Annotated in this window: 14 protein-coding genes; 4 read left to right on the plus strand and 10 right to left on the minus strand. The window is 69.5% G+C overall.

Annotation, left to right across the window (positions count from 1 at the left end):
• Window positions 1-18 precede the first annotated feature (18 nt).
• The 3 genes from JNUCC0626_RS18510 to JNUCC0626_RS18520 are packed head-to-tail and all read left to right on the plus strand — an operon-like array spanning window position 19 to window position 2,428.
• Window positions 19-693, plus strand: coding sequence for a response regulator (locus JNUCC0626_RS18510; RefSeq protein WP_394621011.1), 675 nt, complete (start codon window positions 19-21; stop codon window positions 691-693).
• The gene (locus JNUCC0626_RS18515) at window positions 690-2,036 is read left to right on the plus strand and encodes a sensor histidine kinase (protein ID WP_394621012.1); all 1,347 of its coding nucleotides are present in this window, start codon (window positions 690-692) and stop codon (window positions 2,034-2,036) included. Before JNUCC0626_RS18510 ends, JNUCC0626_RS18515 begins: the two co-directional genes overlap by 4 nt.
• Entirely contained in the window at window positions 2,033-2,428 is a 396-nt protein-coding gene (locus JNUCC0626_RS18520; protein WP_394621013.1) for a hypothetical protein, read from the plus strand. The genes JNUCC0626_RS18515 and JNUCC0626_RS18520 overlap by 4 nt, the downstream gene beginning before the upstream one ends.
• 59 nt (window positions 2,429-2,487) lie before the next feature.
• Here the strand turns inward: JNUCC0626_RS18520 and JNUCC0626_RS18525 are convergent, their stop codons facing one another.
• The 8 genes from JNUCC0626_RS18525 to JNUCC0626_RS18560 form a co-directional block, all read right to left on the minus strand.
• Window positions 2,488-2,988 (minus strand): DUF6985 domain-containing protein, encoded by a 501-nt coding sequence (locus tag JNUCC0626_RS18525; protein WP_394621014.1) that lies wholly within the window; start codon window positions 2,986-2,988, stop codon window positions 2,488-2,490.
• 245 nt (window positions 2,989-3,233) lie between these two features.
• Complete coding sequence (locus tag JNUCC0626_RS18530; RefSeq protein WP_394621015.1) at window positions 3,234-4,058, minus strand: shikimate dehydrogenase; 825 nt, start codon at window positions 4,056-4,058, stop codon at window positions 3,234-3,236.
• On the minus strand, window positions 4,058-5,293 hold the full coding sequence (gene mltG / locus JNUCC0626_RS18535; RefSeq protein ID WP_394621016.1) for an endolytic transglycosylase MltG: 1,236 nt from the start codon (window positions 5,291-5,293) through the stop codon (window positions 4,058-4,060). The genes JNUCC0626_RS18530 and mltG overlap by 1 nt, the downstream gene beginning before the upstream one ends.
• On the minus strand, window positions 5,290-5,778 hold the full coding sequence (ruvX, locus tag JNUCC0626_RS18540; protein WP_394621017.1) for a Holliday junction resolvase RuvX: 489 nt from the start codon (window positions 5,776-5,778) through the stop codon (window positions 5,290-5,292). Before ruvX ends, mltG begins: the two co-directional genes overlap by 4 nt.
• Window positions 5,765-8,434, minus strand: a complete 2,670-nt coding sequence (gene alaS, locus JNUCC0626_RS18545; RefSeq protein WP_394621018.1) for an alanine--tRNA ligase — start codon at window positions 8,432-8,434, stop codon at window positions 5,765-5,767. Before alaS ends, ruvX begins: the two co-directional genes overlap by 14 nt.
• 60 nt (window positions 8,435-8,494) lie before the next feature.
• Window positions 8,495-8,764 (minus strand): hypothetical protein, encoded by a 270-nt coding sequence (locus tag JNUCC0626_RS18550; protein WP_285642355.1) that lies wholly within the window; start codon window positions 8,762-8,764, stop codon window positions 8,495-8,497.
• On the minus strand, window positions 8,761-9,153 hold the full coding sequence (locus tag JNUCC0626_RS18555) for a DUF948 domain-containing protein (RefSeq protein WP_394621019.1): 393 nt from the start codon (window positions 9,151-9,153) through the stop codon (window positions 8,761-8,763). Before JNUCC0626_RS18555 ends, JNUCC0626_RS18550 begins: the two co-directional genes overlap by 4 nt.
• A 93-nt stretch (window positions 9,154-9,246) precedes the next feature.
• Complete coding sequence (locus JNUCC0626_RS18560) at window positions 9,247-9,741, minus strand: DinB family protein (protein ID WP_394621020.1); 495 nt, start codon at window positions 9,739-9,741, stop codon at window positions 9,247-9,249.
• Between the two features lie 135 nt (window positions 9,742-9,876).
• On the opposite strand from JNUCC0626_RS18560, the gene JNUCC0626_RS18565 reads away from it, so the two are divergent.
• Complete coding sequence (locus tag JNUCC0626_RS18565) at window positions 9,877-10,455, plus strand: GNAT family N-acetyltransferase (protein WP_394621021.1); 579 nt, start codon at window positions 9,877-9,879, stop codon at window positions 10,453-10,455.
• 99 nt (window positions 10,456-10,554) lie between these two features.
• On the opposite strand, the gene JNUCC0626_RS18570 is transcribed toward JNUCC0626_RS18565, so the two are convergent.
• The gene (locus JNUCC0626_RS18570; RefSeq protein ID WP_394621022.1) at window positions 10,555-11,577 is read right to left on the minus strand and encodes a DUF6346 domain-containing protein; all 1,023 of its coding nucleotides are present in this window, start codon (window positions 11,575-11,577) and stop codon (window positions 10,555-10,557) included.
• 59 nt (window positions 11,578-11,636) lie between these two features.
• Window positions 11,637-12,023 (minus strand): RidA family protein, encoded by a 387-nt coding sequence (locus JNUCC0626_RS18575; RefSeq protein ID WP_394621023.1) that lies wholly within the window; start codon window positions 12,021-12,023, stop codon window positions 11,637-11,639.
• Window positions 12,024-12,050 lie beyond the last annotated feature (27 nt).

Here is a 12,050-nt window from a genome sequence, read left to right on the forward strand (position 1 = left end):
CTGCCGATAATGGATCTCGTGGCGATGGTCTTGCTGGTGGAGGACGACCCCTCGGTGCGTGAAGGACTCGGACTGGCGTTGCGCCGGCAGGGACACGAGGTCCGCGCGGCGCCGACAGGTGAGGAAGGCGTCGAGCAACTGCGCGAGTCCCGCCCCGACATTGTGGTCCTCGACATCATGCTGCCGGGGATCGACGGCTTCGAGACGTGCCGCCGGATGCGGTCGCACGCCGAGGTGCCGATCATCATGCTGACCGCCCGCGGCGACGACTTCGACGTGGTGGCGGGCCTGGAGGCGGGCGCGGACGACTACGTGGTCAAGCCCGTCGAACCCCGCGTGCTGGAGGCCCGCATCCGGGCGGTGCTGCGGCGGACGATCTCGGAGCCGTCGTCGGTCGAACGGCACGGGTCGCTGCTGATCGATCGGGCAGGACTTCAGGTGCTCAAGAACGACGTGAAGGTCGCGCTGACCCCGACCGAGCTCAAGCTGCTGCTCGAACTGTCCCGCACGCCCGGCCGCGTGCTGACCCGCCAGCAGATCCTCGAAGCGGTGTGGGAGCACGACTACCTCGGCGACTCGCGGCTGGTCGACGCGTGCGTGCAGCGGTTGCGCGCGAAGATCGAGGACGTGCCCGCCGAACCGGGCTACGTGCACACCGTGCGCGGCTTCGGTTACCGCTTCGGCCCGCGATGAGGTCGTTGCTGCGCGGCCTGCGCCCGCGGCTGATGGCGGCGTTCCTGCTGCTGACGGTCCTGGGCGCGGTCGGCGCGGCGGGTGCCTCCTACGCGACGGCCCGCACGTTGCTGCTGGAGGACGCGCAGGACGGCTTCATGAACCCGCTGGTGGCGAACGTCCGCGAGTACGCGCATCAGCTGAGCGTGCCGCCGACGCAGCGCGACCTCGACGCGTTCGCCGGCTATCTGCGCGGCTCGTCGGTCGTCCTGTACGGGGACCTGCGCTCGGGCACCGGGCCCACGCCGTCGTTCATCCCCGCCGAGATGCGCGAGATGCTCAAGACCAGCAACAAGATCCTGTGGCAGCGGCGCACCGACATGATCACCCCGTACGTCGTGGTCGGCATCCCGATGCTGCGCGCCGACGGCACCCCCACCGGCGTCGAGGTGTGGGCGGTCACCGAGCTGACCGGCACGCAGACCGCCATCGACAGCTTCTCCACCGCCGCGTGGGTGGGCGTGAGCCTCGTCGTGCCGTTGGCGCTGGGTCTGGCGTTGTTCACCGCACGAGGCGTGCTGCGGCCCGTCCGCCGGCTGGGCGCCGCCGCCCGTGCGCTGGGATCGGGCCGTCTGGACACCAGGGTGGACGAACGGGGCTCCGACGAGCTCGCGGACCTAGCCCGCACGTTCAACCGCGCGGCCGAGCAACTGGAGGCCTCGCAGGCCGCCTCCCGCCGGTTCGTCGCGGACGTGTCGCACGAACTTCGCACGCCGCTGACGGCCATGAACGCCGTGACCGGGGTGCTGGACGAGGACGCCGGCACGCTGCCGCCCGACACCGCCGTGGCGGCCCGCCTGGTCTCCGCCGAGACCCGCAAGCTCACCCGCCTGGTCAACGACCTGATGGAGATCTCCCGCTTCGACGAGGGCCGCAACCTCCTCGAACTGGACGACTGGGACCTCGGCACCGCAGTCCGCGACACCCTGGCCGCCCGCGGCTGGACCGACTCGGTCGAGGCGTCGCTGCCCGAGGGCGTGGCGGTGCGGGTGGACCGCCGCCGCCTCGACGTCATCGTGGCGAACCTCGTCGGCAACGCTTTGAAACACGGCGGCGTGCCGGTGCGGGTGACCGTGCGGCCCGGTGTCGTCGAGGTCGCCGACAACGGCCCCGGCGTCCCCGCCGACGCCCTCCCCCACATCTTCGACCGCTTCTACAAGGCAGACACGGCCCGCTCCCGTTCCGAGGGCAGCGGGCTGGGATTGGCGATCGCATGGGAGAACGCACGCCTGCACGGCGGCTCCATCGAGGCGGCCAACGCCCCCGGTGGCGGAGCGGTCTTCACGTTGCGCTTGCCCTCGTGACGCTCACGTCGTGCGGCATCCGCCCGACCCCCGTGCTGACCGGCGGCGAGGGGCCGACCGTCTCGTCGCACTCGCTGACCATCTACCTCGTCAACGCCGAGGGCGACGGCCTGGCACGCCGCAGCCGCGACTACACCGGCCTCGTCGACGGCACGACCGCGCTGAACCTGCTGCTGGCCGGGCCGACCGAGGACGAGAAGAAGCAGGGGCTGCGGACCGAGGTGCCGCAGACGACGGCGAAGGCGCTGCCGGTGCTGAACCTCGTGCTGATGCCGGACGAGGTGTACCAGCAGGCGAGCAAGTGGACGCTGTTCCAGGTCTACTGCACGGCCCAGGCGAACAAGGTGGAGCTCTCCCCCACGCTGGCCCTGCCGTCCGACTTCTGTCCTTAGGCCCTGTCCTGCAAGTCCGTCCGGTGACAGGCGCGGCCGACGGACTTGCAGGACAGGGTCTAAAACCGTTCGTACAGCACGTCTTCGTCGTTCGTGAGGTGCCCGTCGTACGGGCCGACCTTGGTGATGCGCGCGCCTTCGCGGAACACGACCTGCAGGCCGTGCTCGACCTCCCACTCGCACTCAGCCTCGACGGACACGAACACCGGGTCGCCGTCCGCGGCGCCGCGGCTGACGGTCACCTCGTGGCCGGTCAACGTGACGTGGTCCCAGACCTGGTCCGGTCCGGCGATGCGCGGGAAGTCGTCCAGCTCGTCGCCGAAGATCTCGCCCATGTGCCGGTAGTAGTCGAAGACCGCCGTTGAGGCCGCTTCCAGGGCCTTGTGGTCGAGGGCCAGGAACACCTTGACGGCGGCGTGGAACTCGTGCGGCGCCGGGTCGTCCTGGTAGCCGTCGACGTGGAAGCGCAGCGTGCCGCTCAGCACGGGGACGTGGACGGGTGCGCTGACCAGGCCGTCGCAGTCGTCTTCGGTCAGGGTGCCGAGACCGGGGAACTCCATGCGGGCAATCGTAGGAAGTGGAGGGGCGCACCGGCGGCCGTGGTGCCGAAGCCGGTAGGCCCACGCGCCCAAGCGGAGCCCTCGGCAGGCACACCCGTGCGCCCCACCTGCCGGTTCTCCCGCAGAACACCGGCATGCGTTGACCGCGGGCGAGTGGCACATCGTCCGCAGTCAAACGAGTCACGCGCAGACAATCACATCGTCGGCGCGTGCCGGTATCGAACAGCGCGGGATCAGGCCGAAAGTTACGCGCGGGCGGCCAGGGCGGCGTCCAGCGCACGGCGCATGACGTCCTGCGGCGCGGGCTTGCCGGTGAACTGCTCCACCTGCCCGAAAGCCTGGTGCAGCAACATGTCCAGGCCCGTCGCGAGCCTCGCGCCGGACTCCTGGACGGCCGCGGCGACCGGGGTCGGCCACGGGTGGTAGATCACGTCCAGCACGTACGGTGCGCGGGCCAGCGCGGCGGCCAGAGGGACGGTGGCCTCGGCGGGCACGGTGGAGACCACGACGTCCGACGCGCCGCACAGCAGCGGAAGGTCCACTGAGGACAGTTCGAGGACCTCGACCTCGACGCCGACCCGAGCGGCGGTCTCCAACGCCTCGCCCGCGCGCGCGGGATCGCGCACCACCAACGAAACCGTCTTCACGCCCAGGTCCGCGAGGCCCGCCAACGCGGCGGTGGCGGTGCCGCCCGCGCCGAGCACCACGCCGTTCGCGCCTTCGGAGAAACCCTTCTCCCGCAAGGCGCCCACGACGCCGTCGACGTCGGTGCAGTCGGCGTGCCAGTCGGAACCGTTGCGTACCAGGGTGTTCGCCGCGCCCACGGCCGAGGCGCGCGGGGTCACGACGGACGCGAACGCCAGCGCGGCTCGTTTCGTGGGCATCGTGCAGGACAGGCCCACCCACTCCGGGCCGAGGCCGGACACCAGGGCCGGCACGTCCGCCTCGGAACACTCCAGGCGGGTGTAGTCCCAGTCGAGGCCCAGTGCGGCGTACGCGGCGTTGTGCAGGACGGGTGAGAGCGAGTGCTCGATCGGCGAGCCGATCACCGCCGCCTTCCGCAGCACCACTAGTAGACGCCCTCCTGCTGTGCCTTCTGGTCCTTCGCCTGGTGCTCCGGGTAGGTGTTCGAGAAGCACGAAGTGCCGTCCTTCTGGCACTTCACGAAGTACATGATCTTGTTGCCGGCCTCGCCGCCGTCGGGCTTGATGGCGGCGGCCACGGCCTGCTGCGAGGGCGAGCCGATGGGGGTCGGCGTCAGGCCCTTGCGGTTGTAGGTGTTGTACGGCTGGTCCGCGTTGCGGTCCGCGTCGGACGTGCGGATGTGCGGCTGGTTGTTGCGGTAGTTGATGGTCGAGTCGAACTGCAGGTCCATGGGCTCGGCCATCCGGTTGTAGATGACCTGCGAGACCTTGCCGAAGTCCTTCTCGATCGCTTCCTTCTCGATCAGCGAGGCGATGACGAGCACCTCGTACGGCCGGAAGCCGGTGTTCAGGGTGCCGCCGGGGATGCCCGCGCCCTGGAGCTTCTGCGCGGAGGCCACGATGACGCTGCGCAGCAGTTCGACCGCGGTCACGCCCGGCTTGACCTGGTACACGCCGCGCATGATCAGGCCTTCGAGGCGGAACTGCGGTTCGGCGGCCTTCACGTCGGCGAGCGCCCAGTCCGGCACGCCCAGGGCGACCGGGTCGGTCTGCTCGGCTGCGGCCTTGATCTCGTCGCCGGTCAGGCAGACCTTCTGGCCGTCCTTCTCCGTGCAGCTCGCGGCGGCGAGCTGGGAGTAGATGCCCGGGACGGTCTTGCCGTTGGCCTGGATGTCGGTGAGCTTGATGCCACCGACGAACTGCACGGCCGGGACGCGCGTCTTCGGGTCGATCATCTTGGCCACGGCGCTCTGGCCGGACATCTTCGTCTTCATCAGGTAGAAGCCGGGCTGGATCGACGTCACGCGGGCGTCGGTCTTGCTGGCCTCGATGAACGCGCGCGCGGAGGCGGTGACGCCGTTCTCGTACAGCGTCGACGCGATCTTGCTGACCACGTCGCCGTCACCGACCTCGACGATCGTGTCGGCCTCGCCGGTGCCCGCGAAGTCATCGAACGACCCGATGCCGCGCAGTTCCCGGTAGCCGTAGTACGCGCCGCCCATGCCGACGGCGAGGACCAGCGCGACGACCAGCCACAGGACCGTCTTCTTGCGCTTCTTGGCCTTGGCGCGCGCGTTGTCCCGCTCGCGGTCGCGCTTCCTGACCGGCCTTCGCTCGTCCACGTCGGGGTCGGTGAACAACCCGAGATCGTCGCCGCTCACGCCTCGTCCTTTCGGGCGGACACCGAACGTGCCCGTGCGTCCAGCCAAGATTGCAGGATCTCGACAGCAGCGGCCTGGTCGACCACGGCACGCTGTTTCTTGCCCTTCACACCGCGCTGTGCCAGTACCCGGCTCACCACGACCGTCGTCAGACGTTCGTCGGAGAGCCGCACCGGCACCGGGGCGATGCGCCCGGCCAAGGCGGCAGCGTACGCCGTCGCCGCCTCGGCTGCGGGGCCGTGCCTTCCTGCCAGTGTCTTCGGCAGACCGACCACGACCTCGACCACGTCATGTTCGGCGATGAGACGTACGAGTTCCGTGAGGTCCGAGCCGCTCTTCTCGTCGCGTTTCAGGGTGACGAGCGGGGTCGCCAGGAACGGGCTCGGATCACTTAAGGACACCCCCACGCGAACCGATCCGACGTCGACGCCGAGCCTCCTACCGAGGCCCGGATCGTCGACACCAGGAACATCAGCGCTGCTCAAGCACCTTGTCCAGTTCGTTGGTCAGGGCCGTGATGGCCTCGGTGACACCGGACGGGTTGGTGCCGCCACCCTGGGCCAGGTCCGGCTTGCCGCCGCCCTTGGCGGAGATGGCCGGACCGAACATCGGGACGAGCTTGCCGGCGGCGAGCCCCAGGTCGCGGGCGGCGGCCGTGGTGGCCACCACGAAGCTGACCTTGTCGCCGTCGACCGAGAACAGGGCCACCACACCAGGCTTGGTGCCCAGGCGGTTGCGGACCTCGCCACCGAGGGTGCGCAGGTCGTTGCCCGACACGCCCTCGAGGCCCAGGGCCACGAGCGACAGGCCGCGGATGTCCAGGGCCTTGTCGGCGAGGGCACCGGCGTTGCCGAGCAGCTCGGCGGCGCGGACCTTCTCCAGCTCCTTCTCGGCGACCTTCAGGCGCTCGACCAGCGACTCGATCCGCTCGGGCAGGCCCTCGGAACCGACCTTGAGCATGTCGGAGAGGTTCTGCACGATGGCGCGTTCCTTGGCCAGGAACCGCATGGCCTCGATGCCGACGTAGGCCTCCAGGCGGCGCACGCCGGAACCCACCGAAGACTCGCCGAGCAGCGTGATGGCGCCGATCTGCGACGAGTGCTCGACGTGCGTGCCACCGCAGAGCTCACGAGACCACTCGCCACCGATCTCGATGACGCGGACGGTCTCGTCGTAGGTCTCGCCGAACAGGGCGACGGCACCCAGCTCCTGGGCACCGGCCATGTCCGTGTAGACGATGCTGACCGGCAGGTCGCGGCGCACGGCGAGGTTCGAGACCTCCTCGATCTCGCTCTTGGCCTCGGCGGACAGGCCACCGGTCCAGGCGAAGTCGAGCCGCAGGTAGCCGGGCTTGTTGTACGAACCGCTCTGCAGGGCAGACGGGCCGAGCACATGGCGCAGGGCGGCGTGCACGACGTGCGTGCCCGAGTGGCCCTGGCGGGCGCCGGTGCGCCACTCCTGGTCGACGCGGGCCTCGACGTGCTCGCCCTCGCTGATCTCGCCGGAGGTGACGCGGACCTGGTGCACCCACAGCTTGCGGGCGACCTTCTGCACGTCGAGCACTTCGAGCTCGGCGTTGGCCGTGACGATGGTGCCGGCGTCGGACTCCTGGCCACCGGACTCGGCGTAGAGCGGCGTGCGGTCGAGGACGACCTCGACGATGTCGCCTTCCTTGGCGCTCTTGACCCGCTGGCCGTTGAGCACGATGCCGCGCAGGGTGGCCTCGGAGCTCAGCTCGGTGTAGCCGGTGAACTCGGTCGGGCCCTGCTCCAGCAGCTCGCGGTACACGCTCTGGTCGCCGTGGCCGGTCTTCTTGCCGGCGGCGTCGGCCTTGGCGCGGGCGCGCTGCTCGGCCATCAGCTTGCGGAACCCGTCCTCGTCCACGGACAGGCCGGCCTCGGAGGCCATCTCCAGCGTCAGGTCGATCGGGAAGCCGTACGTGTCGTGCAGCTGGAAGGCCTTGTCACCGGGCAGCGTGGCGCGGCCGTCGGACTTCACCTCGGCGGCGGCACCCTCGAAGATCCGCGACCCGGCGTCGAGCGTGCGCAGGAACGTGTCCTCCTCGGCCTTGAGCACCTGCTGGATGCGGGCGAACCCGGTGACCAGCTCGGGGTAGGCCTCGCCCATCGAGTCGCGGACGACCTCGGCGAACGTCTGGAGCACCGGCTCGGTGACGCCGAGCAGGCGGCTGCTGCGGATGATGCGGCGCAGCAGGCGGCGCAGCACATAGCCGCGGGCCTCGTTGCCGGGCGTGACGCCGTCGCCGACCAGGAGCACACCGCTGCGGGCGTGGTCGGCGATGACGCGGAAGCGGACGTCATCGGTCTCGTTGGCGCCGTACTTGCGGCCGGAGAGCTCCTCGGCCTTGTTGATGACGGCGCGGACCAGGTCGGTCTCGTAGACGTTGTCGACGCCCTGCAGCAGGTAGGCGACGCGCTCGACGCCCATGCCGGTGTCGATGTTCTTCGACGGCAGCTCACCGATGACCGGGTAGTCCTTCTTGGCACCACCCTCGCCGCGGATGTTCTGCATGAAGACGAGGTTCCAGATCTCGAGGTACCTGTCCTCGTCGACGATCGGCCCGCCCTCCTTGCCGAACTCGGGACCGCGGTCGTAGTAGATCTCCGAGCACGGGCCGCACGGGCCGGGGACGCCCATCGACCAGAAGTTGTCCTCGACGCCGCGGCGCTGGATGCGCTCCAGCGGCATGCCGGCGACCTTCTGCCAGAGCTCGATGGCCTCGTCGTCGGTCTCGTAGACGGTGACCCAGATGCGCTCGGGGTCGAAGCCGTAGCCACCGTCGTCCTGGGACTTGGTGATCAGCTCCCAGGCGAGCCGGATGGCGTCTTCCTTGAAGTAGTCGCCGAGCGAGAAGTTGCCGGCCATCTGGAAGAACGTCAGGTGGCGCGTGGTCTTGCCGACCTCGTCGATGTCGGGGGTGCGCACGCACTTCTGGATGCTCGTCATCCGCGGGGCGGGCGGCGGGGCCTCGCCGAGGAAGTACGGCTTGAACGGCACCATGCCGGCGTTGACGAACAGCAGGTTGGGGTCGTCGAGCAGGAGCGAGGCGCTGGGAATGTACTTGTGGCCGGCGTTCTCGAAGTGCTCGCGGAAGCGCTTGATGATCTCGTGGGTCTGCACGGGAGTTCCTACGTTTCTAACGGGAAGTTGTCAGGGCACGCGTGTGGGGCGAACGGTGGATTAGTGCTTTCCGTTCGCCCTGGGCGCTCGACGCCCTGGCGTGAATCCCGTCTGACGTTCCACGGTGTCTTGCAACTCCTGTTCCCGTTCGGCCATTCCCGCGCGCACCTCGGCCCCGAAGGACCCGAGTGCGCCGGCGAGTTCGCGCAGGCCTTCGCCCACGTTAGCGCCGATGCCGGCAGGGGTCGCCTGCTTTGTCACCTCGGCGGCCTTCTTCGCGACGAAGAGGCCTGCCGCGGCACCCAGTCCGAACCAGAAGAGGCGGCTCACTTCGCACCTCGCCTGGGACGGCGCTTGGCGTGCTTGTTGGGCTGCTCGACGGCCTTGCGGCGGGCCTTGACGGCCTTGCTCACGCCGTAGGACAGCGCGGCGGCCTTGACCAGCGGACCGCCGAGAGTGGCGGTGAACAGGCTGGTGAGCGCGGAGACGTTGCCCGTCACGGCGCGCGCGTTGGCGGTGATGCCGTCGACGCGTTCGAGCTGCGTGTTGACGTGCGTCAGCGTCGTGTTGGCCTCGGTGAACAGCGGGTCCGCGTTCTCCTGCGCCTTCTGCATCGCTTTGGTCGCTTCTTCGAAGAACCGCGCCGCCTTGATCCCCACGAACAGCACCACGAGCGCGAGCAAAACGGCTGCACCGGCGGCGAGCCACCCTGGCGACACAGATCCTCCTGGTGAACAGGCGTGCGGGCTTGGTTGCGGGTGAGATTACCGGGTGGGTCCGACACCCACTTGGGGGGCATCATTTGTTGATCTTCAACGACCTGTGGCGCCGTCGATCTGCTCGCGGATGACGTCGGCGTGGCCGGCGTGCCGGGCGGTCTCGGCGGTCATGTGCGCGAGCACCCACCGCAGCGTCTTCGGGTGGCCGTCGATCGGGACGACCGTGAGCGCCTCGGCGTTCCCGCCGCGCTCGATCACCTCGTCGCTGACGGCGATCGCGGCGCGGTAGTCGTCGATCACCTCGGCCGCGGCCAGGCCGGGCGGCACGGTCATGCTCAGGACGTCGTCCGCGGGCTCGGCGCCGCCGTCGACGGTGTGCGCGAACCAGAAGCGCTCCGCTCCGGCCAGGTGCTGAACCAGCCCGAGGATCGAGGTGCCGCTCGCGACGGGCGAGTGGCGCAGTTGCTCTTCGCTGAGCCCGTCCGCCTTCTTGAGCACGCAGTGGCGCTGGAAGTCCAGGAACGCTCGCGCGGTGTCGAGTTCGCCGGTGTCGGTCCTGGGAACGGGTTCGCGCTGGGTTTCCTGCATTTACCAGAACGTACGGGACAGCTCATTGACGCGTGGTCGTCACGGCCTGTGAAATACCCGTCACACAGGGCTTGACACCCGGCCCTGCACCGCGTGGAGTTAGGCAACCCTAAGTTCGACCGTGCAGGAGGCCTCGTGAACCCGGTGACGCACCTGGACTCCTACCGGCCACAGGTCACCGCCGGGCCGCCCCCGGTGCCCGTGCTGCCGATGCCCTGGAGCGCGCGCCCGGCCCGTCCGGACGGCTACGACCTGCACCTGGTCCACCGCTGGAACTCGGCTCCGCACGTGGCGGCGTTCCGGCGGCAGGCGTGGACGCTGGCGCAGTGGGAGCAGACGTTGCGCGCGCAGCTGGCGGGCGACGACGTGCGGCCGTTGCTGATCAGCTGGCACGGCCGCCCGGTCATCTTCGCCGAGGTCTACCGCGCGGCCCGGCACGCCGTCGCTTCCGGGTACTCCGCACGTCCGCACGACATCGGCCTCAGCGTCGCGGTCGGCGATCTCGCGATGACCGACCGCGGCCTCGTGCGCGCCCTGCTCCCCCGGCTCACCGACGCCCTGTTCGAGGCCGATCCGCACTGCACGCGCGTGGTGCTGGAACCGGACGTGACCAACACGCGCGCCATCAGGTCGTTCGAAGCGGGCGGCTTCCGGGCGCTGGACGAGGTCGTGCTGCCAGGCAAGGTCGCACTGCTGATGGTGCGCCGTCGTTAGTGGTGTGGCTCGGAACGTTGCCGGGGGAATTCGCGGTCAGACAGCCGCGAGGCGCCCTGCTGAGCGTGGATTACCTCGCCGACGTTCCGAGACGCGCCACTAGAACGCGGTGATGTCCCGCGGTGCGCGTTCCTTGCGGCTGAGCGCGCGCACCACGTCGATCGCCTGGTGCTTGTTGAGCGCCATGCGGGTCAGCAGGTCGATGACGGTCTCGTTGACTTGCTTGGGAAACTCCGGCGTGTCGACGCCGACGCTCACCGCGAGGTCGTCGCTGTGCACGACGAACTCCATCAGGCGGCTGACCAGGTACTCGTCCAGCGGCACCGCCCACGGCCCCCAGTGCGGCATCCGCACGCCGCGGTTCTCGCTGGCGGGCAACAGTTCTTCGAGGGTGTCGAGCGTTTCCTCGGACCTCTTGCACAGATCGGCCTGGCCTTCGGCCGCGAGCTTCTCGCCGCCCGCGCGGATCCGCGTGTGGAACTCGGAGTCGACGTCCAGGTCGGTCCACTTGGCACGCTCGTAGTGCTCCATCAGCGACACGACCGGCTCGTCGCCCTGCGGTGCCTCGATCATGCCCGGCAGCGGCAACGCCTGGTACGCAAGGTGTCCGGCAAGGCCGCTGACCCCGAACTCCGGCAGCGCGCTCGGCTCGTCCCAGTGCTTGGCGACCTGGTCGTGGCGCAGCAGGTCGAGTGCGATGCGGGCGCTGGTCAGGAAGTCGTCTCTGATCGTCACCTCACCGAACCTAGTCGCGGCCGATGTCGTCCCGCTGACGCATGTGCTTGAGGTGTCTTTGTTCGACACCAGGTTCCGGCCGTTGTGCGTGGTGCCGACCGGGACCGGCTTGCCGATGTGCTCCGGGGTGAGGAACCCGCGGGACTCCATGGTGCGCGGGGGTCCGCCGTTCGCGCTCACGTCGACCTGGCAGACGTACCAGGCCTTGAAGCCACCGGTCAGCGTGACCGGGTACTGCCGCTCGCACGACCTCGCCACCCCGACGAGGGTGCTGCTGACTCGGCCGGGATCGATCTGATCGCCCAGGTGGGTCCACACCGTGGCCACCGTCAGAAAGCCGAGCGGTGGCATCACGAAGAAGACGAACAGAAATCCGAGAAACCTCATCCACCCTGCTTCTTCGAGATCACCCGGCGCGTCCGCACACTACTCCGAACGGACCAGCGCTACCCGGCCGCGATCACCTCGATCTCCACGAGCCAGTCGCTGACCAGCGTCGTCGCCACGATCGCCGTCGTCGGCACCGCGCGACCCCCGAGAGCCGCCACCCGCGCCGCAGCGTTCGCCTCGGCATAAGACGCGTCACGCAGGTAGCTGGTGAGCCGGACGATGTTGTCGACGGTCATGTCCGCCGAGGCGAGGACGCGCCGGAGGTTGGCCCAGATCAGGTCGAGTTGCTCGGCGAGGCCGGCGCCGGGGTCGCCCGCGGCGTCGAGGCCCATGGTGCCGGAGACGAACAGGAAGCGGGACGGGCCGCGGACTTCCATCGCGTGCACCCAGTCGCCACCGGTCGCGTAGATGCCGTCGGCCGGGTTGTGCGGCACGAGTTCCATGGCTCGATCATGCGCGGGCCGCCAACC

The organism is Lentzea sp. JNUCC 0626 (assembly GCF_043632865.1).
Lineage (GTDB): Bacteria > Actinomycetota > Actinomycetes > Mycobacteriales > Pseudonocardiaceae > Lentzea.

What these genes read in the sequence shown, in the direction of transcription:
- JNUCC0626_RS18515 (WP_394621012.1), top strand. Translation starts at nt 690, where the DNA reads ATGAGGTCGTTGCTGCGCGGCCTGCGCCCGCGGCTGATGGCGGCGTTC.
- JNUCC0626_RS18525 (WP_394621014.1), bottom strand. Translation starts at nt 2,988, where the DNA reads ATGGAGTTCCCCGGTCTCGGCACCCTGACCGAAGACGACTGCGACGGC.
- JNUCC0626_RS18560 (WP_394621020.1), bottom strand. Translation starts at nt 9,741, where the DNA reads ATGCAGGAAACCCAGCGCGAACCCGTTCCCAGGACCGACACCGGCGAA.
- JNUCC0626_RS18570 (WP_394621022.1), bottom strand. Translation starts at nt 11,577, where the DNA reads ATGAGGTTTCTCGGATTTCTGTTCGTCTTCTTCGTGATGCCACCGCTC.
- JNUCC0626_RS18575 (WP_394621023.1), bottom strand. Translation starts at nt 12,023, where the DNA reads ATGGAACTCGTGCCGCACAACCCGGCCGACGGCATCTACGCGACCGGT.